The organism is Burkholderia sp. Ac-20384 (assembly GCF_017104605.1).
Taxonomy (GTDB): Bacteria; Pseudomonadota; Gammaproteobacteria; order Burkholderiales; family Burkholderiaceae; genus Burkholderia; species Burkholderia lata.
Genome location: NZ_JAAGPE010000103.1, coordinates 1 through 20,525, shown reverse-complemented (window position 1 = coordinate 20,525; position 20,525 = coordinate 1). Strand labels below are relative to the sequence as shown.

General features: G+C 64.6%; 22 protein-coding genes. 11 read left to right on the top strand and 11 right to left on the bottom strand.

Annotation, left to right across the window (positions count from 1 at the left end):
- Window positions 1–316: 316 nt before the first annotated feature.
- Entirely contained in the window at window positions 317–742 is a 426-nt protein-coding gene (locus tag G3O00_RS20260) for a PACE efflux transporter (protein ID WP_206144103.1), read from the bottom strand.
- 147 nt (window positions 743–889) lie between these two features.
- Here G3O00_RS20260 and G3O00_RS20255 point away from each other — a divergent pair, with 147 nt between their 5' ends.
- The 5 genes from G3O00_RS20255 to G3O00_RS20235 all read left to right on the top strand — a co-directional run bounded on the left by G3O00_RS20255 (window position 890) and on the right by G3O00_RS20235 (window position 7,075).
- Window positions 890–1,813: a LysR substrate-binding domain-containing protein gene (locus G3O00_RS20255; RefSeq protein WP_206144102.1), complete on the top strand. Its 924-nt coding sequence runs from the start codon at window positions 890–892 to the stop codon at window positions 1,811–1,813.
- Window positions 1,814–2,233: 420 nt separating this feature from the next.
- Window positions 2,234–4,567 (top strand): type VI secretion system tip protein TssI/VgrG, encoded by a 2,334-nt coding sequence (gene tssI / locus G3O00_RS20250; protein WP_241025249.1) that lies wholly within the window; start codon window positions 2,234–2,236, stop codon window positions 4,565–4,567.
- Window positions 4,568–4,617: 50 nt separating this feature from the next.
- Window positions 4,618–5,607 carry a hypothetical protein gene (locus G3O00_RS20245; RefSeq protein WP_206144101.1) on the top strand — a complete coding sequence of 330 codons (990 nt, stop codon included), beginning with the start codon at window positions 4,618–4,620 and terminating at the stop codon, window positions 5,605–5,607.
- Window positions 5,604–6,413: a hypothetical protein gene (locus G3O00_RS20240; RefSeq protein ID WP_206144100.1), complete on the top strand. Its 810-nt coding sequence runs from the start codon at window positions 5,604–5,606 to the stop codon at window positions 6,411–6,413. Before G3O00_RS20245 ends, G3O00_RS20240 begins: the two co-directional genes overlap by 4 nt.
- A gap of 8 nt (window positions 6,414–6,421) precedes the next feature.
- Window positions 6,422–7,075, top strand: a complete 654-nt coding sequence (locus G3O00_RS20235) for a CHAP domain-containing protein (RefSeq protein WP_206144099.1) — start codon at window positions 6,422–6,424, stop codon at window positions 7,073–7,075.
- 72 nt (window positions 7,076–7,147) lie between these two features.
- On the opposite strand, the gene G3O00_RS20230 is transcribed toward G3O00_RS20235, so the two are convergent.
- Together G3O00_RS20230 and G3O00_RS20225 are read right to left on the bottom strand one after the other, a co-directional pair.
- A complete protein-coding gene (locus tag G3O00_RS20230) occupies window positions 7,148–8,296 on the bottom strand; it encodes an exo-alpha-sialidase (RefSeq protein WP_206144098.1) in 1,149 nt (382 codons plus the stop codon).
- 67 nt (window positions 8,297–8,363) lie between these two features.
- Complete coding sequence (locus G3O00_RS20225; protein ID WP_011354075.1) at window positions 8,364–8,633, bottom strand: MoaD/ThiS family protein; 270 nt, start codon at window positions 8,631–8,633, stop codon at window positions 8,364–8,366.
- Between the two features lie 218 nt (window positions 8,634–8,851).
- Here G3O00_RS20225 and G3O00_RS20220 point away from each other — a divergent pair, with 218 nt between their 5' ends.
- Window positions 8,852–9,235, top strand: coding sequence for an ASCH domain-containing protein (locus G3O00_RS20220; protein WP_241025250.1), 384 nt, complete (start codon window positions 8,852–8,854; stop codon window positions 9,233–9,235).
- A 98-nt stretch (window positions 9,236–9,333) separates the two neighbouring features.
- Here the strand turns inward: G3O00_RS20220 and G3O00_RS20215 are convergent, their stop codons facing one another.
- Window positions 9,334–10,023, bottom strand: coding sequence for an aspartyl/asparaginyl beta-hydroxylase domain-containing protein (locus G3O00_RS20215; protein WP_011354077.1), 690 nt, complete (start codon window positions 10,021–10,023; stop codon window positions 9,334–9,336).
- A gap of 243 nt (window positions 10,024–10,266) precedes the next feature.
- Here G3O00_RS20215 and G3O00_RS20210 point away from each other — a divergent pair, with 243 nt between their 5' ends.
- Together G3O00_RS20210 and G3O00_RS20205 are read left to right on the top strand one after the other, a co-directional pair.
- Entirely contained in the window at window positions 10,267–10,611 is a 345-nt protein-coding gene (locus G3O00_RS20210) for a DUF4148 domain-containing protein (protein ID WP_206144097.1), read from the top strand.
- Window positions 10,612–10,682: 71 nt separating this feature from the next.
- Window positions 10,683–10,958 (top strand): DUF4148 domain-containing protein, encoded by a 276-nt coding sequence (locus tag G3O00_RS20205; RefSeq protein ID WP_206144107.1) that lies wholly within the window; start codon window positions 10,683–10,685, stop codon window positions 10,956–10,958.
- Between the two features lie 267 nt (window positions 10,959–11,225).
- Here the strand turns inward: G3O00_RS20205 and G3O00_RS20200 are convergent, their stop codons facing one another.
- Complete coding sequence (locus G3O00_RS20200; protein ID WP_206144096.1) at window positions 11,226–11,753, bottom strand: cytochrome b; 528 nt, start codon at window positions 11,751–11,753, stop codon at window positions 11,226–11,228.
- A 189-nt stretch (window positions 11,754–11,942) separates the two neighbouring features.
- On the opposite strand from G3O00_RS20200, the gene G3O00_RS20195 reads away from it, so the two are divergent.
- The 3 genes from G3O00_RS20195 (at window position 11,943) to G3O00_RS20185 (ending at window position 14,610) form a co-directional block, all read left to right on the top strand.
- The gene (locus tag G3O00_RS20195) at window positions 11,943–12,293 is read left to right on the top strand and encodes a hypothetical protein (protein ID WP_174931191.1); all 351 of its coding nucleotides are present in this window, start codon (window positions 11,943–11,945) and stop codon (window positions 12,291–12,293) included.
- A 62-nt stretch (window positions 12,294–12,355) separates the two neighbouring features.
- A complete protein-coding gene (gene hpnI, locus G3O00_RS20190; protein WP_206144095.1) occupies window positions 12,356–13,525 on the top strand; it encodes a bacteriohopanetetrol glucosamine biosynthesis glycosyltransferase HpnI in 1,170 nt (389 codons plus the stop codon).
- Window positions 13,522–14,610: a lysylphosphatidylglycerol synthase domain-containing protein gene (locus tag G3O00_RS20185; protein WP_206144094.1), complete on the top strand. Its 1,089-nt coding sequence runs from the start codon at window positions 13,522–13,524 to the stop codon at window positions 14,608–14,610. Before hpnI ends, G3O00_RS20185 begins: the two co-directional genes overlap by 4 nt.
- Before the next feature lie 52 nt (window positions 14,611–14,662).
- Here G3O00_RS20185 and denD read toward each other — a convergent pair whose 3' ends face one another.
- The 6 genes from denD to ltnD all read right to left on the bottom strand — a co-directional run.
- A complete protein-coding gene (denD, locus tag G3O00_RS20180; RefSeq protein WP_206144093.1) occupies window positions 14,663–15,634 on the bottom strand; it encodes a D-erythronate dehydrogenase in 972 nt (323 codons plus the stop codon).
- 28 nt (window positions 15,635–15,662) lie between these two features.
- Window positions 15,663–16,439: a 2-oxo-tetronate isomerase gene (otnI, locus tag G3O00_RS20175; protein WP_206144092.1), complete on the bottom strand. Its 777-nt coding sequence runs from the start codon at window positions 16,437–16,439 to the stop codon at window positions 15,663–15,665.
- Between the two features lie 80 nt (window positions 16,440–16,519).
- Window positions 16,520–17,845: an MFS transporter gene (locus tag G3O00_RS20170; RefSeq protein WP_174931196.1), complete on the bottom strand. Its 1,326-nt coding sequence runs from the start codon at window positions 17,843–17,845 to the stop codon at window positions 16,520–16,522.
- Window positions 17,846–17,957: 112 nt separating this feature from the next.
- A complete protein-coding gene (locus G3O00_RS20165) occupies window positions 17,958–18,596 on the bottom strand; it encodes an aldolase (protein ID WP_206144091.1) in 639 nt (212 codons plus the stop codon).
- Window positions 18,593–19,894: a 3-oxo-tetronate kinase gene (otnK, locus tag G3O00_RS20160; protein ID WP_206144090.1), complete on the bottom strand. Its 1,302-nt coding sequence runs from the start codon at window positions 19,892–19,894 to the stop codon at window positions 18,593–18,595. The genes G3O00_RS20165 and otnK overlap by 4 nt, the downstream gene beginning before the upstream one ends.
- Window positions 19,895–19,913: 19 nt before the next feature.
- The coding region (gene ltnD / locus G3O00_RS20155) for an L-threonate dehydrogenase (protein WP_206144089.1) at window positions 19,914–20,525 on the bottom strand (612 nt) is incomplete at its 5' end.

Here is a 20,525-nt window from a genome sequence, read left to right as displayed (position 1 = left end):
TGAACTGCGAACATCGCAAATCGCCCTTGAAATTTTTAGGGCGGATTTAGCGATTGAGTCGGCGCGTGTGGTTGCGCTGATTATATGGGGTGGGTGTAGGTGATTATCTTGTGTTAATCGTCAACCTACATTAGCAGTTGAATTTGCGGAGCGGCAATGTAACGTAAACCCTATGACTGTTTGAACTTTGTGAATATATGAGGTGATGTAAGTCGAGTGTGGGAATTATAAAATTCGAGTGGAGTTTAAAATAGAAACAAACACGTCGATTGATGCCATTCTCGACTATCCGGTATTGCGGGGCGGTCTGCCCGGCTCATTGCCCTTTCGTCGCCGCCGGCACGTCGAACACGCGATCGAACGCCCACTGGAATACGAACGCGTAACAGAAGAAGAACGCGAACAGCCCGATGTCGACGACGAACGCGTCGAGCCACGAGATGTCGAGCCACCACGCCACGACGGGCACCAGGATGAAGATCAGTCCGCCTTCGAATCCGGTCGCGTGCAGGATCCGCCGCCCGAGTGTGCGTGCCGGCTGGCGGCGCGATGCTTCCCAGCGCTCGAACAGCGCGTTGAAGATCATGTTCCACAGCAGCGCGATCGCCGACATCGTCGCCGACAGCGCGCCCGAATAGACGAGGTTCTGCTTGAAGACCGCCGCGATCACGGGCGAGATGCAGGAAATCGCGATCGCTTCGTAGAGCACCGCCTGCGTGATCCTGCGCGGTAGGCCTTGCACGTTGTATCTCCGGTTGGACGCCACGCGCCGCGGCACCGTACCGCGACGTCCCGCAAGGCTATCCGCGTTGCATGCCCGCTTCAATTCACCTAATCTCACCCCGATTCAATTGAATTCAACCCGGCCCGATCCGGCCCGCGAGGCCCCGTGTTCTCGAAAATTCCCCTGACCGCTTTGCGTGTATTCGAGTCGTCGGCGCGGCTTGGCGCGTTCAAGGCTGCCGCGGACGAACTGTCCGTGACACCGGCCGCGGTGTCGCACCAGATCAAGTCGCTCGAAAGCCGGCTCGGCGTGCTGCTGTTCGAGCGCGGGGCGAGCGGCGTGCGGCTCACGGACGAAGGCGAGCGGCTGTTTCGCGCGAGTCACGATGCCCTGCTCGCATTGAGCCGCGGGCTCGATGCGGTGCGGCCCGAAACGACCGGCGAGCGCACGCTCGTGCTGACCACCACGCCCGCATTCGCCGCGATGTGGCTGATTCCGCGCCTCGGCCGGTTTCGTCGCATCGATCCGCAACTGCACATCAAGGTCGAAACCGGCAACGCGCTCGCGGATCTCGAACGCGATGCGCGGATCGATCTCGCGATTCGCGCGACATCGCGCACGTTTCCGGCGCTGCACGAGATTGCGCTGATCGACGAGTATTTCGGCGCGTATGCGGCCGCCGGGTTCGATGCGCATCGCACGGATGAGCCGCTCGACCTGATCGAGACCGTGTGGGATACACCGCTGCCGGTGTCGGTCGACTGGGCGTCGTGGTGTCGCGCGGCCGGCCGCGAAGCGTGGCTCGAGCGCGCGGTGTTTCGTCATTACGATGACGAGCATTACGCGTTGCAGGCGGTGCTGCACGGGCAGGGTGTCGCGCTGCTCAGCTCGGTGCTGGCTGCCGAGCATGTCGCGCACGGGGCGTTGACGCCGATCGAGCCGTCGGTGCGGATCGAGGGCGCGCGTTTTGTCGCGCTGTGCCGGCCGGGGCGGGAGCGCGAGCCGCGGGTCAGGTCGTTTCTCGACTGGATTGAGGCGGAGATTGCGCAGACTCGGGAGGCGGTGGGGCGGATGGGGGCGGGCGTCTGATTGTTTCGCGAAGACTTCGCCGATACGGAAAACGCGGCTGTGTTGGCCGTGGCTATTCACTTGAAAGTGCCAATTGCGTGCCTGTCGGTCGGCTGGGCCACGTGTCGTTTCAACTGGCGCTGATTCATAAGCTGTCGCGTCTCTGTCGTCCTTGTTCGCGATGTCCGTCGAGCCATGGTCTGTGACAGGCGGGGGATCCATATCGTCCGTCGTGTTGTCGTCCATGGAGCGCGCCGCTAGCTAAGCTCCAGTTTTTATGAGGGCCGCGCCACCTGTTGCCGGGGCCCCAATTGCTCCCTGAAATGAAAGCTGAGTCAGGAGGACAGGTCATTCGGCTGCGATCTGCATGGTCGCCAAAGAATATTGCCAAGAAGTTTCGAACACGTCTGATGGACATCAGGATCCTGAGTAGCGAATCTCTTGCGTGGCGAAATCCAGTGCGCATTTTTGCGCGTCATGGGCTTCCCGATCGTAAATCGGCGCATTTTTTTCGCCCGGAGAGACGTCGTGATGCCACCACTGTCCCAGTTGCACTTCACCTTCATCGCGGGCGACGAGTCGTTCGAGGTCGTCGAGTTCACGCTGCATGAGGGGTTATCCGAGACATTTCATCTAGAGGTTGAACTGGCCAGTGCCAATCCGGCCATGGACTTCGGTCAGATACTCGATCACAACGGCTTGCTCACGATCTGGCAGGGTGGGCAGCCCGTACGCTACGTGCACGGTGCGGTGTCGTCGTTCGTTCAGGGCGATACCGGCTTTCGACGTACCCGCTACTCGGCCGTGGTCGAGCCGCGTCTGGCACGCCTCAAGCTGTCGTCCGACTGGCGGATCTTCCAGACCCTGAGCGCGACCGGGATCGCCACCGCCGTGCTCAAGGCGCATGGCCTGACGATGGACTACGAGCAACGGGCCACCAACGAGCACCTGGCGCGCGAATATTGCGTGCAGGCCGGCGACACCGACTACGCGTTCATCGAACGCATCCTGCGCGAGGAAGGCTTCTTATACGCGTTCCAGCATGGCAAGGAGCGGCACCGGCTGATTCATTGCGACCGGCTGTTCATCTTCGGTCGCCTCGATGGCGAGCCAGTGATCTACAACCCGACGCCGGGGGGCGACCAGCCACAACCCAGCCTACGGACATTCGCTTACACCGAGAACGTGCGTACTGCGCGACAGGTGCAGCGCGACTACACGTTCAAGAACCCGCGCTTCAATCACGAGTACCCGCGTAACGGAACCGATCTCGATCATCAAGGCCGCGGCTACGCGCGCTACGACTACCCGGGGCGATATAAGCACGAAGCCAGTGGCAAAGCGTTCACCCAGGATCGCCTGCGTGGTCATCGTCGCGATGCGCATATGGCACTCGTTTGCGGTGACGATGCGCGGCTGCAACCCGGCATCGCCTTCGCGCTCACGGGCCACCCGCGCGAGGACATGAACCGCAGCTGGCGTCCGGTTAGCCTGGTGCATCACGGCAAGCAACACACCAGCCAAGGGGAAGAAAGCGCCGACGCCGAACACGGCACGTATTACGGTTACGAGGCAGTCCTGGTGCCAGACGACGCGGAATGGCGTGCCGAGCCGCTGCCGCGCCCGCGCATCGACGGCCCGCAGCCGGCGGTGGTGGTCGGCCCGGAGGGCGAAGAGATCTACACCGACGAATACGGTCGGGTGAAAGTGCAATTCCCTTGGGACCGCCAGGGGAAGCATGACGAACACAGCTCGTGCTGGATTCGTGTCGCGCAGAACTGGGCGGGTGCGCTGTGGGGACACATGGCGATCCCGCGCATCGGTCAGGAGGTGATCGTCGACTTCTTCGATGGCGACCCGGACCAGCCGATCATCACTGGCCGCACCTACAACCGCTTGCAGCTACCGCCGTATGAACTGCCGCGACACAAGACGCGAATGACGATCAAGAGCCAGACGCACAAGGGCGACGGTTTCAACGAATTGCGCTTTGAAGATGAAGCCGGGCAGGAAGAAATCTACGTCCACGCACAGCGCGATCAGAACATTCACGTCAACCATGACGAAACCACGTTCGTCGGGCACAACCGTCGCGAGCAGGTTGGACATGACGAAACGGCCAGCATTGGAAACGATCAACGGCTTTCAATCGGCCGAGACCGCCGCGAACGAGTGGGGCAGGACGAGGAACTCACCATCGAACGTCACCGGACGATCCGCACCGGTATGAACCACTCGGAAGCGATCGGCAACAACCGTCACGACACTGTTGTGGCCAATCATCGGGTCGATGTGGGCGCGCATGCGGAGCATCTTGTTCATGGCAGCCATCGGTTGGAAGCGGGGCAGCGCATCGAACGACGGACGATGCGCTATCAGCTTCAAGCGGGAGAGTGTGCCGTCTTTGAAGGGCCGGGAGGCAGCATCACCATCGACAGCTCTGGCATCACGCTTGACGGTATCGCCATTCATATAAAAGGGCCACTCCGGCAGCAAGTCACGGGTAACGGCAACGGGCTGGATCCGCTGTCCGGAACCGTCCATTCCTCGGTGACCAACTTCAGCGAACAGTTCCTCGTGAAGCACTCACGCACCGGCGAGGCGCTTGCCGATGTCTTGTATTGTGCGGAAGCCGCAGACGGAGAGAGGGTAGTCGGACGTACCGACGCGCAAGGCCTTACTGCACGCATCTATACCGACCAGCCTGGCGCAGTGACGTTGCGATGGGGAAGAGAGGCGGCAGCACACCTGCGCGAGCAGAGTATCGACGACTGAGGTCCGCCATGGAGCAACGGAAGCAAAGTACGACTGGCCCGGACAACCCGGTGACCGAAGTGGACGCAATTGTGGACCTCGACTACGTCACAGTAGCAGGCTGTTCCGACCCGGCGTTCTATGTCCGTGCCAGGAAAGGCAACAAGATGATGTTCATCAATCAAGGGATACGACAGTTGAGGCAGTACCCGGAGGGGACCGCCGACTATGCGATACAGCGTGTCTTTCTTGTTTTTGCGAGGGGCTATCCGCGTAAGCTCCTCGACGCCCTGCAGAAAATCGTAGAAGTGGACCATCGTGCCAGCTATCGAGAACTGACTGATGTTGCCGATCTTGTCACATTCATTGCAGCGCGCCGCAGCAAGAAGCGGCTTATCAGGCAATTGGACATCTTCTCGCACGGCCTCGTGCACAGCATTGAATTCGGGTATGACGTTGGCGAGTCCTGGCAGATCCGCTACGGGATAAATCAGGCACGGATGCTGGTGCCATCGGCATTCGATGATGACGCAACCATATTCTCGTACGCTTGCCGCACGGGGCTTGGGCACGATATCGGTAAAAAGCTGGACCCTGGTGAAGATCCCAAATATGGAGAGAGCCTGGCGCAGATCATGGCCGATTCGGGGGACGTCGAAGTGCGGGCATTTCCGAGAAGATCCAACTATGACGAGACTTATGGGACCAGGGAGCAACTGCTTGCGGCAAGTAGAACGTTGCCGAAGATCGATGAATATGAGCGGAAGGTGGATGCCTACCATCGTCAAATGGCTTCTTACCGGAAACGAACGTTGGCGTTGGGTAAGGGGCCCATGAGCGAAATCCCGGGGGAACCACCGCCGAAGGCGCCCGTTAGACCCTACACCGATCGAGAGTTTCGCTTGGCGAAGCAAATGGAGGCGCGTAGTCGATATGAAAATGATCCGGACATCGACCTACCTCTGGATCCCTTGGGCGCTGTCAATCCCGTCAAGTCAGGTAGCACGCCGGAAGGATTACCCATGGGGTTTCGCACTTTCAAGCCGAGAGCGCGAGCATGAAAAAAAGAACGACAGTACTGATCCTGGTATTCGCACTGGTGGCGTCTGCCTCGATTTTCGCGGTTGGGGTGAGGCATGCCATGAATGAGAAGATCATGATGCGGGTGTCGGAAGACGAACCGCTGTTCGATGCGACCAAATGGTTCGCCAACGGCATGTACGAACGCATACCACTGAGAGACGAAGACAGGGCCTACTACCCGGAAGGAACGCAGTATGTCGATACCTCAATGCGGCGGATATTCCCACCTTCATTTACCGATGAGCAAGTGGAGATCCTTCAGATGAGGATCGTCCGCGCTCTCAAAGAGGAATCGGTGGCAGCGGACTTTCGACAGACAGTGCCATCGTCGGTCGATGATTTGGGTTTGGGCTCCAGCTTCGATCCCCGGCCGCAGATCGTCTATAGCACCAGTGGGTTCAGAGACTACGGGGATGGTGAGCCCAAGATGATTCCCATCGATCACTACACCTTCTACACGTTGCTGGAGGGAAAGCGGTTCTATGTCTACATCGACCGTAACGGCGAGACTGGAGACATTGCGTTCGCGTACCGCGCACACTCGAGCCTCTTTCCCGCGGACGAAGAGGAACGCCGATTCCAGGAACTGCAATCCAAAGCCGACCTTCGATCTCGATTGGACGCGCCTGGCTGGAAAAAGCGTTCCGGCGAGCCTTGCCCCTGGCCCGGCACATGGGAGTGCCTGGAGTTACCCGTCGGCAAGCAGACGTTTGCTCATAACATGCCGTTCCCGCAAATCGACGGGCAGGACGTTACGTGGCGCTTCGCTCCGCAGGTAATCTGAGATCACACATGTCGCGACATTTTTCCGGGATCAGAGAGACGGCGCCGGTTTCATCTCGCCGCCGATTGCGCTGGCGATGGCTAGTTGGATGCCTTTTCGTTATTGCCACTGGTTGGTTCTGTACCAAGACCAATCTGAACTGGTCCAGGTCTCCCGGAGAGGTCGTCGATCAGTTCGATGGTGTGCCCGTGTACTACAACGGTGCCACGGGGCACGTCGATGGACGGACCGTAACGGCCGACGGCTACAATCTCGGCCTTCGCTGGCAGTGCGTTGAGTTTGTGAAGCGGTATTACTTTGAGCGTTACGGCCACCGCATGCCCGACGCCCGTGGAAATGCAAAGGACTTCTTTGACTCTCGGCTTGAGGACGGCGAACTTAACGCAGCGCGCGGCCTGATCCAATATGTCAACGGGGGATCGAGCGTTCCAAAAGTCGGAGATGTCGTTGTGTTTGCGCCGTGGATGTTAAATCCCTATGGGCATGTCGCAATCGTCTCTCGTGTCGATACGGCATCGATCGAAATCGTTCAGCAAAATCCTGGTCCATTCTTTTCTTCGAGAGAGCAGTTGGCTTTGCGATTTGACGCGGACGGTCACATTTCCGCAGGTTCGGGGCGAATGTTGGGCGGAGATGTTTTAGGTTGGCTCAGTCGTCCGTGAAAAACATTTCTAAGTCGTCATTGCGCCCCATCTCCGATAGCCCTACAGGGGGCTGTCAGCCCCCACCCACCATCACCCGAACCGAACACAGTAAACCGGCGGCAAATGCGCAGACACCAACTGCCAGTGTTCCCCCCCATCGTCGGACGTCCATAACCCACCGGTCGTCGACGCCATCGCGAGGCGCGTGCCCGAATCGTCCACCGCGAGCCCGTGCCGATACACGAGGTCGTACGCCGGTGCACTTGGCAACCCGTTCGTGAATTGCTCGAAACTGCGCCCGCCGTCGCGCGTGCGCGTGACGACGAACCTGCCGTCCACCGGAATCCGGCACGCGTCCTTCACGGCCGGCACGAACCACGCGGTGTCCGGTTCGTGCGGGTGCACGGCCACCGCGAAGCCGAAGCTCGAAGGTTGCGCCTCGATCCGCCGCCAGTGTTCGGCGCCGTCGGTCGAGCGGAAGATCGCGCAGTGATGCTGCGTCCACAGCACGTCCGGGTTGGCTGCACACTGCACGACGCGGTGCGGATCCTGCATGTTCGGTTCGCCGCGTCGCTCGGGCGGCATGTAGTCGGCTTCCATGCCGTCGGCGGTCACTCGCCATGTCGCGCCGCCGTCGGCCGTCTGCCAGACGCCGCCGCACGAGATGCCGATCGTCACGTGCCGGCTGTCGCGCGGATCGACCATCACCGAATGGATGCCCGGCGCGTCGTATCCGCCGCCGCCCCATTCGGCGCGCTCCGGGCGATCCCACAATGCCCGGTTGAGCACCCACGAACTGCCGCCGTCGTCGGAGCGGAACAGCCCGCCCGGAATTGTGCCGGCCCACAGCACGCCCGGCTCGTCGGCGCCGCCGGCTTCGAGCGACCAGATCTGCTGGAGCGTCCACGGCGGCTGCGGCGGGCCGGGCGGCGCGTCGTCGTCGTCGCCGGTGCCGGCATTCACGCGGGCGCTTGAGGGTGAGGCGTCGGCGGGCTGCGGCGGATAGACGGGCACCGCGCATTCCTCCCAGTCGGTGGCGCCGGCGCGCTGGCGGTGCAGCTTGACGCCGAAATGGCCGAGGTTCAGCGCAGCATACAGCGTGCCGTCGCGCGGATCGGCGAGCGCCATGCTGACCGGCTCGCCGGCGAAGTGCGGCTCACCGAGCGTCCAGCCGCCGTGGCCGTCGGGCTGCAGGACGAACAGGCCCTTGCGGGTGGCGACGAGCAGTCGATCGTTCATGTGCGATGGCTCCTGATGGCCCGACCTGACGTTTGGGTGCGCGGTCGGTGCTTTTGCATACGTCCCCTTATCCGCCCGTCAGCGCCTGCACGACATAGACCCGGCTGGCGTCGCCGAGCACGTCGGACAGGTGTTGCCGGTCGCGGATCGGATGGCCGTCGATGAATACCGACAGGTGTTTGCGCAGCGCACCCTGGTCGTCGAGGATGTAGCCGCGCAGCCGCGGCTGCTCGCTGAAAACGGTGTCGAATGCTTCGCCGACCGAGTGGGCGTCGATGTCGCGCTCGGGCGTTTCGATGTGCCGCTGGATCGAGGCGGCGAAGAAGAGGTGCGCCATGGCTGTGGCTGGCAGGAGCCGCGCGGAGGGGACGGTCTGTAGTTTAGGCGATCCGTCAGGGGCGGAACGCCGGCATCGCGTAGTCGCGGTGCGCCGGCGTGTCCGATTCGTCCCGGTCGACACGTTCAGGCGAATCGGCAACAATCCTGCCCGAACCGTCGTCGCATGCCGGATTCGGCCGCGATGCCGATCGACGGTCGCACGCTCTCCACTTGCCGATGAAGGAAATACTTGCCATGCCGCGATCCGCGCTGTCGATCGTCAAGCCCGCCGTCGACGATATCGTCGCGGGCCGGAAGCAGGTCGAAATCCGGTCGTGGGCGCCGCCGGCCCTGCCGTTGCGTGATCTCGTGCTGGTGCAGAACACGATTTTCCTGCGACAGGACGGGCAGGAGGACCCTGACGGTATCGCGCTCGCGTTGGTCGACGTCGTGGGGGTACACGACTGGACGCCTGATGAAGCCCGCGCGCAAGGCAAGCAATGGTGTGCCGGATACGTGTGCTGGGAACTGACGAATGTGCGGGCGATCGATCCGCCTTTCCCGTGCGTCGCCAGGCGCGGCATCTACGCGTTGGACGATGAATTCGACAAGGTATCCTGATTATTTCGCCGGCATCCCGTGTGCGTTGAGCACCTTTCCGACACAAGAGAGGGCAGTCGCGAAACGACGGGTCACCCGGCGCATGCCGGCCACGTTCGCTAGACCGGAATCGATCGCCCGCGAATCCGGATCCCGAGCCGCACGACGCCGATCACCGCATTCGACAGCCACGTGAGCAGGCGCGGCATCCCGCGCCGGCGGATATCAAGCAACAGCACGATCCGCACGGCGTCGCTGTCGTTCCACACCTCGTGCATGAACGTGTCGTCCCACAGCAGGAAACGTCCTTCCTCGAGCCGGTACTCGTGGCCGTCGACTTTCAGTACGGCGGCCGGCGTGCCGTCCGCGCGCTTCGGCATCGACAGCACGAGATAGCCGCGCAGGATGCCGCGAAACGGCCCGCGATGCGGTGGAATGTGCTTGCCGGGTGCGAGGAACGACAGCGATGCCGACAGCACGTCCGGCGACGCCGCGACGATCGATGCGACGGTCGGGCAGCGCGACAGGTTGCGCGGAAACGGCTGGCCGTACGCCTGCATGATGAACATCCGCCAGTCGCGTGCGTCGTTGGCCGAGATGTCGTACTGCTCGCGCATGATCTCGTGAAAACGCGGGATGCGCGGCATGTCGCGCGCCACGGCGAATGCCTCTGCCTGGATGTCGGTCCACGCACGGACGAAACGCTCGGCGTCGGGAAACGCGGCTGTATCGAGCACCGCGCCGCCGTCGATATGGCGGTCGTACAGCGTGCGCAGCAGGCCGGCTACATAGTCGTAAGCGACGGACATGGTCGATCGAAAGGCGATCCGTAAGGGGTGACATCAGTCTGCCCGAAGCGCGGCGGGCGCTGCGTTACGTCAGGTTACGCCGGCTGACGAAAGAATGACAGTTTCATGAACGTCCGTCCCGGGCGCTCCCGACGCCTGAGAAACCACGTGATCCGAGTTGCGCGACGCACGGGAATAAACCCACGCGCTCCGTCGTCATACGGGTGTAGCACGTCGTCTCGATGACTTCTCAAGGAGTGGAACATGAACACGCATTGGCTGGTGGCCGCCGCGGTGGCGGCGATTTCTCTCGCGGGTATCGCGACGCAAGCGTCGGCCCAGGAACTGACGCGCGCGCAGGTCAGGCAGGAACTGATCGACGCCGAAAACAACGGGCTGCGCTTCGTGACCGATACGTCGTATCCGGACGTGAGCCCGCTGTTCCAGCGGCAGGCCGAACAGATGCCGGAGCATCAGGCCAGCACGGCGATGGGCAGCGATCCGGCCGGGTCATCGGAAGCGGGCAAGCCGGCGACGATGTCGCCGCGCCAGGGTTCTGCCGCATGCGTCGGCCCCGCGAGCTTCTGCACGATCTATTTCGGAAGCTGACGCAGCCGCCTGCATTCGCAGGTCAGGCATTCAACAAGGTTGATCGATACGGAACATTGAAGGAGTTCATGATGAAAATATATATCGCAGTCCTGATGATGATCGGAGCGATCGTCGGTCAGTCGGCCTTTGCGCAATCGGCCGCGCCGCTGACGCGCGCACAGGTTCGCGACGAATTGATCCGCCTGGAAGCAGCCGGGTACGACCCGGCGAAGGGAGACGACGGCGAGTATCCGGCGGATATCCAGGCGGCGGAAGCGAAGCTTGCCGAGCAGGACCGGGCCCGGATGGCGGCTGCCGCCGCGCACGCACCGGCCTCCGGTATGCCGGCGCAGACCAGCAACTAGGTGTCGATATGCTCTTGTGCGACTTCAGGCCGTCGTGTTCGCGGCACGGCAGTCCGGCAGCCCTTCGTGCCGCTCGACGCGGCAGGAGGGCGCCGGCTGCGCTGCCCGTCATTGCGCGCCGCTTCGCGCGGCGGCGCGATCATCTCACCAGCCGCGCGCGATGGGTCGGCAGGCTGATCGTGCGCTGAACCGGAACGACGTCGGTATCGGCCCTGGCGGCAACCGGATGCATGCGTGCAGTCGCGGGCCCTGCCGCCAGCGTGGCGATCACCAGGGCATCATGCGCTGCACGACCTGATCGCGCAGCACGAAGCGGTGCGCCAGCGCGGCTGCCACGTGCAGGCAAATACCGACGAACAGTGCCCAGGCGAGGATGCCGTGCACGTCGCCCATCGCATGGCCGAATCCGGAGCCGGCCGCCGACAGCGCGGGCAATGGCACGATCCCGAACAACGTCACGCTCCATGCGCGCGACGACGCGTTGATCCAGCCGAGCAGCGGCACCGCGATCAGCAGCGCGTAGAGCGCTAAATGCGTCGCGCCCGACAGCGCGCGCATCGCGGGCGGCAGGTCACTCGCGGGCGGGCGATGCGTTGCGCGCCACAGCACGCGGCAGGCCATCGCCGCAAGCAGCGCGGTGCCCACAAGGAGGTGCGCGGCGATCAGGCCGATGGGCTGCGTGTCGCGATGCACGTCGGGCATCGTCCAGCCGATCGCATATTGGGCGACGATCAGCGCGACGATCAGCCAGTGCAGCAAGCGCGCAACGGTGTCATATCGGGCGGGCGTGGACATGAAGACTCCTGCGTACGACGGGGACGATATCGGTCGGGCGGATTCTACGGTCGCTTTCTTAACGAAACGTTAAGCAGGCGTCGCCACAATCGTTCTCCGCTGGACTTTCGCTGTTCCTGATCCTGACCCACGCGACCTTTCGAATCTTTCAGATCCGTATCGGTCGTCCGCACGGGAGATTCTTTCACCATGGCATCTTCGACGAGCGAGCGATGGCGCGCCTATCTGCAGATCGCCGCGCTGGCCGGCATGTTCATTCAGTGTTTCGTGCTGGTGTCGTTGCTTGCATGGCGCGTACCCGAAGCATTTTTCACCACCATGACGTTTCGTATCTGGACCGTCATCGCGGTTGCCACTGCGATCCTTTCGGCCCGCAAGCTTGCCGACGTCGCGTTCCGGGCCGCGGTGGCATGCGGCTACGTGCGCGTGACCGGAATCGATCGCCGCACGGTAGTTGTGTCATCTGATTGCGCGTATCGTCGCTTGGTCGTCCTTCACATCCGGCTCCACGGGAATCGATACGGCGGCGCGCACGGGTGAATCCGCGTGCGCGCGGCGGCTCCCGGGTGTCGTGGTCGTACGGGTCACCACTGGGGAGAAGCATGGTTTTGCTGCATGTGATGCGCGCGCTGGCCGGGGCAATGTCGATCGTCTGCGGGCTGGGCGTGTTACTGGGCATTGCTTACACGATCACGGCCAGCGTGCTGGTCGGCCGGTTCTTTTCCCGGGCGGCGGCCGAGCCGCGCGATTATCCGTGCGTCACCGTCGCGAAACCGCTGCACGGCGACGAGTGGCAACTCGTGCAGCATCTCGAAAGCTTCTTCGTGCAGAATTATCCGGGGCCGGTCCAGCACCTGTTCGGCGTGCACGATGCGAACGACAAGGCCCTCGCGGCCGTCGAGACGCTGCGCGCGCGTTACCCCGACGCGAACATCAAGGTCGTCGCCGATGCGCGGCTATACGGGCCGAATCGCAAGATCGCCAATCTCGTGAACATGCTCGAACACGCGGAGTATTCGGTGCTCTGTCTCGCCGACAGCGACGTGCTGGTCGAGCGCGATTATTTGCGCGCCGTCGTCGGCGCGCTGCAGCAGCCGGATGTCGGCATCGTGACGAGCGTGTATCGCGGCATCGCATCGCCGGGCTTCTGGCCCGGCGTCGCCGTCGCGATGACGAACTACCATTTCCTGCCGGGCGTCATTACCGGGCTCTTCATCGGGCGCGCGCGGCCGTGTTTTGGCCAGACGATTGCATTCACGCGCGCGACACTTGAACGTATCGGCGGGCTCACGCGTTTCGCGCATCACCTGGCCGAGGATCATGCGCTGGGCGAAGCGGTGCGGCAGGTGGGCGCGCAGGTCGTCATTCCGCCGTTCGTCGTCGGGCATGCATGTGTGGAGGAGACGTTCGCGAAGCTGTACGCACATGAATTGCGCTGGAGCTGCACGATTCGCGCGGCGGACCGGCTCGGTCACGCCGGCTCGGTGCTGATGCACCCGGTGCCGCTCGCGCTGCTGGCGCTGCTGTTCTCCGGCGGCACGACCGCCGCGTGCGGGCTGGTGGCTGCCGCGCTCGCCGCGCGGGCGCTGCTGATGCTGAAAACGAGCCGGGCAACCGGCGCGGGCCTGCGCGGCGCGCTCTGGCTGCCGTTCGTCGATCTCCTGCAGTTCTTCGTGTTCGTATCGAGCTTCTTCTCGTCGCATGTCGTGTGGCGCGGCACGCGCTTTCGCGTCGACCGGGAAGGCCTGCTGTCGCCCGCGAGCGAATCATGACGACACCGACGAACCCCGACGTGGATGCCGCGCAGCGGAACGCCGCGCGGGGCGACGCACGGCTGCGCCATGTGGGGCAAGTGGCGGCGCTGGGCGGGCTGGCGCTCGCCGTGTGGCTGATCTGGCGTGAGCATCCGCTGGAAATCCTGCATCGCCTGGAGATCGCCGGTGCGGGGCTGTTGCTCGCGGCGCTGGCGCACATCCTGCCGATGCTCGCGAATGCGTGGGACTGGCGGATGCTGATCCGCGGCCCGCGTCGACCATCGTTCGCGACGATGCTGAAGCTCGTGTGGATCCGCGAATCGATCAACGGATTGCTGCCGGTCGCGCGGATCGGCGGCGAGATCGTGTCGTTCGGCCTGCTGCGGCAGGCGGGCGTGCGGCCGGCAACCGTCGTCGCCAGCCTCGTCGCCGACATGCAACTGACGCTGATCAGCCAACTGGTGTTCGCGCTGGTCGCGATCGGCTACGTGCTCGAGCATGTGTCGTCCGACGCCGCGCGGGTGGCCGGCAACCTCGCGATCGGCATGGCCGCGCTGGTGCCGGTGCTGCTGCTGTTCGCGCTGGTGCAGCATGCGCGGCCGTTCGAGCGCGCGATGCGCGTGCTCAACCGCGTCACGAGCGGCAAGGTGGTGGCGCTGGTCGGCGAATCGGCGCGCACCGATCAGTCGATCCGGATGATCTGGAGAAAGACCGGCATCGTCGCGCGTTATCTCGTGATCTGGCAGACGCTGCAGTTCGTGGGCTACGCGCTGGAAATCTGGCTCGCGTTGTATTTCCTCGGTGCGGAGCCGACCTTCGCGCAGGCGCTCGCGATCGAGGCGCTGATCCAGCTCGTGAGCAGCATCGCGTTCCTGATGCCGGGCGGGCTCGGCGTGCAGGAGGGCGGGTTCGTGCTGATCGGCGGGCTGCTCGGGTTCGACCCGCCGACCTGTCTCGCGCTGGCCGGTGCCCGCCGCGTACGCGACCTGCTGTTCTATCTGCCGGGCCTGCTGGCATGGCAGTGGGCGGCCGGTTCGGCGAACCGGCCGGGCGGAACGAAACGCGCGACGTTGCCTATCGGGGAATCCGCCCGGCCGCATTGATGTGACCGGGTAGCCCGTGCCCGCCACGTGCGTCGCGCGGCGCGGCGCGGATTCAGCGCCGTTCGTCGGCGAGATGGCTGCGGATCACGTCCGCGAACGACGTGTCGCCCTTCAGCCCGAGTGCTTCCGCGCGCGACGTATCCCAACGGCCCGGCCAGCTACCGACGATTTTCTCGACGCGTTCGTCCGGCGCATGGCGGATCAGCTTCACGACTTCGTCACCCGCGACTTCGCGCAGTGCCGCAATCATTTCGTCGACCGACACCGACAGGCCGGGCAGATTGATCACACGTTTGTTGCCGAGCTTCGCGCTGTCGATCTCGCAGCCGGCGACGAGCGCTTCGATCGCGCCACGTGGCGACAGCAGCCACAGTCGCGTCGAACCCTGCACCGGGCACACGCTTTCCTCGCCGTTCAGCGGCTCGCGGATGATGCCACTCGCGAACGACGACGCGGCCGCATTCGGGCGGCCCGGCCGCACGCTGATCGTCGGCAACCGCAGCACGCGGCCGTCGACGAAGCCGCGCCGCGCGTAGTCGCACAGCAGCAGCTCGGCGATCGCCTTCTCGGCACCGTACGACGATTGCGGGTTCAGCGCGGTATCGTCCTGTACGACGTCCGGCAGCGTGCCGCCATAGACCGCGACGGAGCTCGTGAACACGACGCGCGGCCGATGGCCACGCGCACGGCACACTTCGAGGAGCGCGCGCGACGCGTCGAGGTTGATCCGCATGCCGAGATCGAAATCGGCTTCGGCCTGCCCGCTGACGATTGCCGCGAGGTGGAAGATCGCGCCGGTCTGCTTGTCGATCGCGCTGTCGAGCACCGCGCGGTCGGCGATGTCGCCGACGATCGGCGTCACGCGCGCGTCGCCGAAATCGCTGCCTGCGACGACGTCAAGCAGCACCAACTCGTCGATCTTCTCGCTGCGGCCGTCGGGGCCGGTCAGCTCGCCGCGCTCGAGCAGCTTGCGCGCGAGACGCTGGCCGAGAAAGCCGGCGCCGCCGGTGATCAGTACTTTCATGTTCTTTACCCTTAGAAGAATGCTGGGATTACAGGTACGGCTTGAGCCAGCCAAGGCCTTCCGACGTGCCGGCCTTCGGGCGGTACTCGCAGCCGATCCAGCCGTCGTAGCCGAGCGCGTCGATCAGCGCGAACAGATACGGGTAGTTGAGTTCGCCGATATCCGGCTCGTGGCGCTCGGGCACGCCCGCGATCTGGATATGGCCGATCCCCGCGAAATCGCGCTTGAGCTTCATCGCGAGGTCGCCTTCGACGATCTGGCAGTGGTAGCAGTCGAACTGCACCTTCAGGTTCGGCGCGCCGACTTCCGCGCAGATTGCCTGCGCGCCGTCCTGGCGGCTCAGGAAATAGCCGGGCATGTCGCGCTGGTTGATCGGCTCGATCAGGATCGTGATGCCGTGCGCGGCAGCGGCCTGCGTCGCATGCCGCAGGTTTGCCAGGTAGGTGTCGCGATGGCGTGCGCGGTCGGCGCCCGGCGGCACCATGCCGGCCATCACGTGCAGCTTCTTGTTGCCGAGCACGCGCGCATAGTCGAGCGCCTGGTCGATGCCGCGCCGGAACTCGTCCTCGCGGCCCGGCAGCGAAGCGGTGCCGCGTTCGCCCGCGGCCCAGTCGCCGGGCGGCGCGTTGAACAGTGCCTGTTCGAGGTTGTGCGCGTCGAGGCGCGCACGGATGTCCTCTGCGGCGAAGTCGTACGGAAACAGGTACTCGACGGCCTTGAAGCCGTCGTAGGCGGCAGCGGCGAAGCGTTCGAGGAACGCGTGCTCGGTGTACATCATCGAGAGGTTGGCGGCGAAGCGTGGCATGGCAGCGGGTCCTGTGAATGATTGGGGCGGGGCGCACGGCGCCCCGCGTCGAATGGCGGCCGGATCGTTCGTCTGGCGAATCAGCGGTTGACGAGTTTCGCGGGCGTGAGCCACACGGCGATCGCGCCGATCACGAGCATCGCGGCGAGCACGTACATGCCGGACGCCGTGCTGTGCGTGGCGTCCTTCAGGTAGCCGATCACGTACGGGCTCGCGAAACCGGCGAGGTTGCCGACCGAGTTGATGATCGCGATCCCGGCCGCGGCCGCGGAGCCCGCGAGGAACGCGGTCGGCAGCGACCAGAACAGCGGGGCGCAGGTCAGCACGCCACCCGCCGCGAGCGACAGGAACACGATCGACACCGCCGTATTGTGCGAGTACGACGCGGCAACCGCAAACCCGACCGCGCCCATCAGCGCGGGCACGATCAGGTGCCAGCGGCGTTCGCGGCGCTTGTCCGCGCTGTGGCCGAACAGGTTCATCACGACGATCGCGACGAGGAACGGAATGGCCGACAGCAGGCCGATCTGGAGCGTATCGGTGATGCCGGTCGATTTGACGAGCGTCGGCATCCAGAACGTGAGGCCGTACTGGCCCGTGACGAACGCGAAGTAGATCAGCGACATCCACCACATGCGCGGGTCCGAGAACACGGCCTTCAGCGAGTGGCCGTGCTTCTGCTGTTCCTGCGGCTGCGCGGCGATCTCGTCCTCCAGCAGTTGCTTCTCGCGCTCGTCGAGCCACTTCGCGCTGCGGATGCTGTTGTCGAGATACAGGATCGTCGCAATGCCGATGAGTACGGCCGGCACGGCTTCGATCATGAACATCCATTGCCAGCCGTGGAAGCCCGAGCCGCCGTGGAAGCGCTCCATGATCCAGCCCGACAGCGGGTTGCCGAAGATGCCCGACACCGGAATCGCGGACATGAACACCGCGATGATCTTCGCGCGGCGATGCGACGGGAACCAGTACGTGAGATACAGGATCACGCCGGGGTAGAAGCCGGCTTCCGCGAGGCCGAGCAGGAAGCGCAGCACGTAGAACTGCGTCGGCGTCTGCACGAATGCGAACAGCGCGGACAGCAGGCCCCACGTGATCATGATCCGTGCGATCCAGATGCGCGCGCCGATCCGGTGCATCAGCAGGTTGCTTGGCAGTTCGAACAGAAAATAGCCAAGAAAGAAAATGCCGGCGCCGAGCCCGAACACGGTTTCGCTGAACGCGAGATCCTGCGACATCTGCAGCTTCGCGAAGCCGACGTTCACGCGGTCGAGGTACGCGACCACGTAGCAGAGCATCAGGAACGGCACGATGCGCCAGAACACTTTCTTGTAGGTGCGGTCGAGTTCCGCGGCATGAGCGGGCGCGGCGGGCGAGCGGCCAGCGGCCGCGTCGAGAGCAGTCATCGTCGTCTCCAATGATGTAGTGTGCCGGCGGCGCGTACGTCGCCGGTCGTGTGTGTGCTGACGGAAGGGCCCGCGCACATGGCGGGCATGGGAATCGTTGTGGGGCGCGTCGTTACCAGCGCGCGCCGAAGCTGGTGCGCAATTCGTCGAGCGCGGCGTCGTCGAGCGGTTCGGGTTTCGGGTGCGTCATCAGCCACAGCCGCGCCGTTTCCTCGAGCTCTTCGAGTGCGTAAGACGCGTGCGACACCGACGGCCCCCACATCACCGGGCCGAGGCGGTCGAGCAGCACGCCGCGCACCTGGTCGGCGAGCGCCGCGACTTCGGCCGCGACACCCGGGTCGCCGGGGCGGCGGTAACGGATCAGCGGAATGTGGCCGACCTTCATCACGTAGTACGGCGTGATCGGCGGCAGCACGTCCGTGTCGCGCCACACGCCCGCGAGCGTCAGTGCGACGAGATGCGTCGAATGCGTGTGGACGACGCCGTTCGCTTCGGCGTTGCGTGCGTAGATGCCGCGATGCAGTGCGAGCGTCTTCGACGGCCTGCCACCCGATACGGGCTGGCCGTCGAGGCCGACCTTCGCGATGTCGTTCGGGTCGAGCCGGCCGAGGCATGCGTCGGTCGGCGTGATCAGCCAGCCGTCGGCGAGGCGTGCGCTGATGTTGCCGGCGCTGCCGACCGCATGGCCGCGCGCATACAGGCTCGCGCCGACCACGCAGATCTCTTCCCGCAGTTTCGCTTCGTCGCTCATCGTGCGGCTCCGTCCAGCGCACGCAGCGCCTTGTCGAAAAAGTCCGTGGTGCCGAAGTTGCCGGACTTCAGCGCGAGGCCGAGCGGCTGCGCGTCGATGGTGGCCGTTGCCGGCACGCCCGGATCGATCTGCGCGCCGATCTGCAGCGACTTCACGTCGAGCGCCTGCACGACTGCGCCGGACGTTTCGCCGCCGGCGACGACGAACTTGCGCACGCCGAGATCACGCAGGCCGCGCGCGATTGCCGCGAGCGTGGCTTCGACGAGATGTCCGGCCGCGTCGACGCCGAGTGCCTGCTGCACGGCCTTCACTTCGTCGGGCGTCGCGGTCGCGTAGATCAGCACGGGCTGCGGCAGGTGCGCGCGCGCGAACGCGAGTGCCTGGTCGACGACGGGTTCGCCGCGCGATGCCGCGAGCGGATCGATGCGGAAGCTTGGCCGCGTGGCGCGCCATGCGGCGACCTGGGCATTGGTGGCCTTCGATGCGCTGCCGGCGAGCACGACCGACAGGCCGTCGATGCGCGGCAGCGACGCCGCGTTGTCGCGTTCGGGCAGTTGCTCCGCGCGGCGGAAATTCGCGGGCAGGCCGAGTGCGATGCCCGAGCCGCCGGTGACGAGCGGAAAGCCCGCGCACGCTTCGCCGAGTACGTAGAGGTCGCGGTCCGACAGTGCGTCGGCGATCGCGAAGCGCGCGCCTTCCGCGCGCAATTGTTCGATCCGCGCACGCACGGCGGCCGCGCCCAGCGCGATCGTGTCGTAGCGGATCAGGCCGACCGGCGACTTCGTTTGCCGCTGCAGCACGCGCACGAGGTTCGCGTCCTTCATCGGCGTGAGCGGATGATTCTCCATCCCCGATTCGTTCAGCAGCACGTCGCCGACGAACAGGTGGCCGCGATAGATCGTGCGGCCGTTCTCGGGGAACGCCGGGCATGCGATCGTGAAGCCGCCGCCGGCTGCATCGAGCAGCGCATCGGCGACGGGCCCGATGTTGCCCGCATCGGTCGAATCGAATGTCGAGCAGTACTTGAAGAAGAACTGCCGGCAGCCTTGCGCGCGCAGCCATTCGTAGGCGGCGAGCGATTGCGCGACGGCGTCGGCCGCAGGGATCGTGCGCGACTTCAGCGCGACGACGATCGCGTCGGCGTCGAGCGTGGCATCAACTGCAGTGCCGTCGGCGGGCACGCCGATCGTCTGCACGGTGCGCATGCCGCTCTTCACGAGCATGTTCGCGAGATCGGTCGCGCCGGTGAAATCGTCGGCGATGCAGCCGAGCAGGGGACGGGAAGCGGAAGCGGTCATGGCGGAAGCGTCGTTCGAATCAGCGGGCGGGCGGCAGCGTGATGCCGGGGAATGTCTTGATCACGGCGGAATCGTCCTCGCCGCCGTGGCCGGCACTCGATGCGCTCATGAACATCTGGTGCGCGGTGGCCGACAGCGGCAGCGGGAACTTGCTGCGGCGCGCGGTATCGAGCACGAGGCCGAGATCCTTCACGAAGATGTCGACGGCCGACAGCGGCGTGTAGTCGCCGTTCAGGATGTGCGGCACGCGGTTCTCGAACATCCACGAGTTGCCGGCGCTGTGCGTGATCACGTCGTACAGCGCATCGGCATCGACGCCTTCGCGCAGGCCGAGCGCCATCGCCTCGGCCGCTGCCGCGATGTGCACGCCGGCCAGCAACTGGTTGATGATCTTCACTTTCGAGCCGATGCCGTGCGCATCGCCGAGGCGATAGACCTTGCCGGCGATCGCGGCGAGCACGTCCTCGCAGCCCGCGTACGCGGCGGCCGGGCCCGACGTCATCATCGTCATCTCGCCGGAGGCCGCGCGCGCGGCGCCGCCCGACACGGGCGCATCGAGCATCTGCAGGCCGGCGGCCTCGATGCGCGCGCCGAGCGCGACCGCGAATTCCGGCGCGACGGTCGCGCTGGA

What these genes read in the sequence shown, in the direction of transcription:
- G3O00_RS20210 (WP_206144097.1), top strand. Translation starts at nt 10,267, where the DNA reads ATGAACACGCATTGGCTGGTGGCCGCCGCGGTGGCGGCGATTTCTCTC.
- G3O00_RS20170 (WP_174931196.1), bottom strand. Translation starts at nt 17,845, where the DNA reads ATGACTGCTCTCGACGCGGCCGCTGGCCGCTCGCCCGCCGCGCCCGCT.
- G3O00_RS20220 (WP_241025250.1), top strand. Translation starts at nt 8,852, where the DNA reads ATGAAGGAAATACTTGCCATGCCGCGATCCGCGCTGTCGATCGTCAAG.
- G3O00_RS20195 (WP_174931191.1), top strand. Translation starts at nt 11,943, where the DNA reads ATGGCATCTTCGACGAGCGAGCGATGGCGCGCCTATCTGCAGATCGCC.
- otnK (WP_206144090.1), bottom strand. Translation starts at nt 19,894, where the DNA reads ATGACCGCTTCCGCTTCCCGTCCCCTGCTCGGCTGCATCGCCGACGAT.
- denD (WP_206144093.1), bottom strand. Translation starts at nt 15,634, where the DNA reads ATGAAAGTACTGATCACCGGCGGCGCCGGCTTTCTCGGCCAGCGTCTC.
- G3O00_RS20185 (WP_206144094.1), top strand. Translation starts at nt 13,522, where the DNA reads ATGACGACACCGACGAACCCCGACGTGGATGCCGCGCAGCGGAACGCC.
- G3O00_RS20240 (WP_206144100.1), top strand. Translation starts at nt 5,604, where the DNA reads ATGAAAAAAAGAACGACAGTACTGATCCTGGTATTCGCACTGGTGGCG.
- hpnI (WP_206144095.1), top strand. Translation starts at nt 12,356, where the DNA reads ATGGTTTTGCTGCATGTGATGCGCGCGCTGGCCGGGGCAATGTCGATC.
- otnI (WP_206144092.1), bottom strand. Translation starts at nt 16,439, where the DNA reads ATGCCACGCTTCGCCGCCAACCTCTCGATGATGTACACCGAGCACGCG.
- G3O00_RS20225 (WP_011354075.1), bottom strand. Translation starts at nt 8,633, where the DNA reads ATGGCGCACCTCTTCTTCGCCGCCTCGATCCAGCGGCACATCGAAACG.
- G3O00_RS20235 (WP_206144099.1), top strand. Translation starts at nt 6,422, where the DNA reads ATGTCGCGACATTTTTCCGGGATCAGAGAGACGGCGCCGGTTTCATCT.
- G3O00_RS20200 (WP_206144096.1), bottom strand. Translation starts at nt 11,753, where the DNA reads ATGTCCACGCCCGCCCGATATGACACCGTTGCGCGCTTGCTGCACTGG.
- G3O00_RS20165 (WP_206144091.1), bottom strand. Translation starts at nt 18,596, where the DNA reads ATGAGCGACGAAGCGAAACTGCGGGAAGAGATCTGCGTGGTCGGCGCG.
- G3O00_RS20215 (WP_011354077.1), bottom strand. Translation starts at nt 10,023, where the DNA reads ATGTCCGTCGCTTACGACTATGTAGCCGGCCTGCTGCGCACGCTGTAC.
- G3O00_RS20230 (WP_206144098.1), bottom strand. Translation starts at nt 8,296, where the DNA reads ATGAACGATCGACTGCTCGTCGCCACCCGCAAGGGCCTGTTCGTCCTG.
- G3O00_RS20205 (WP_206144107.1), top strand. Translation starts at nt 10,683, where the DNA reads ATGAAAATATATATCGCAGTCCTGATGATGATCGGAGCGATCGTCGGT.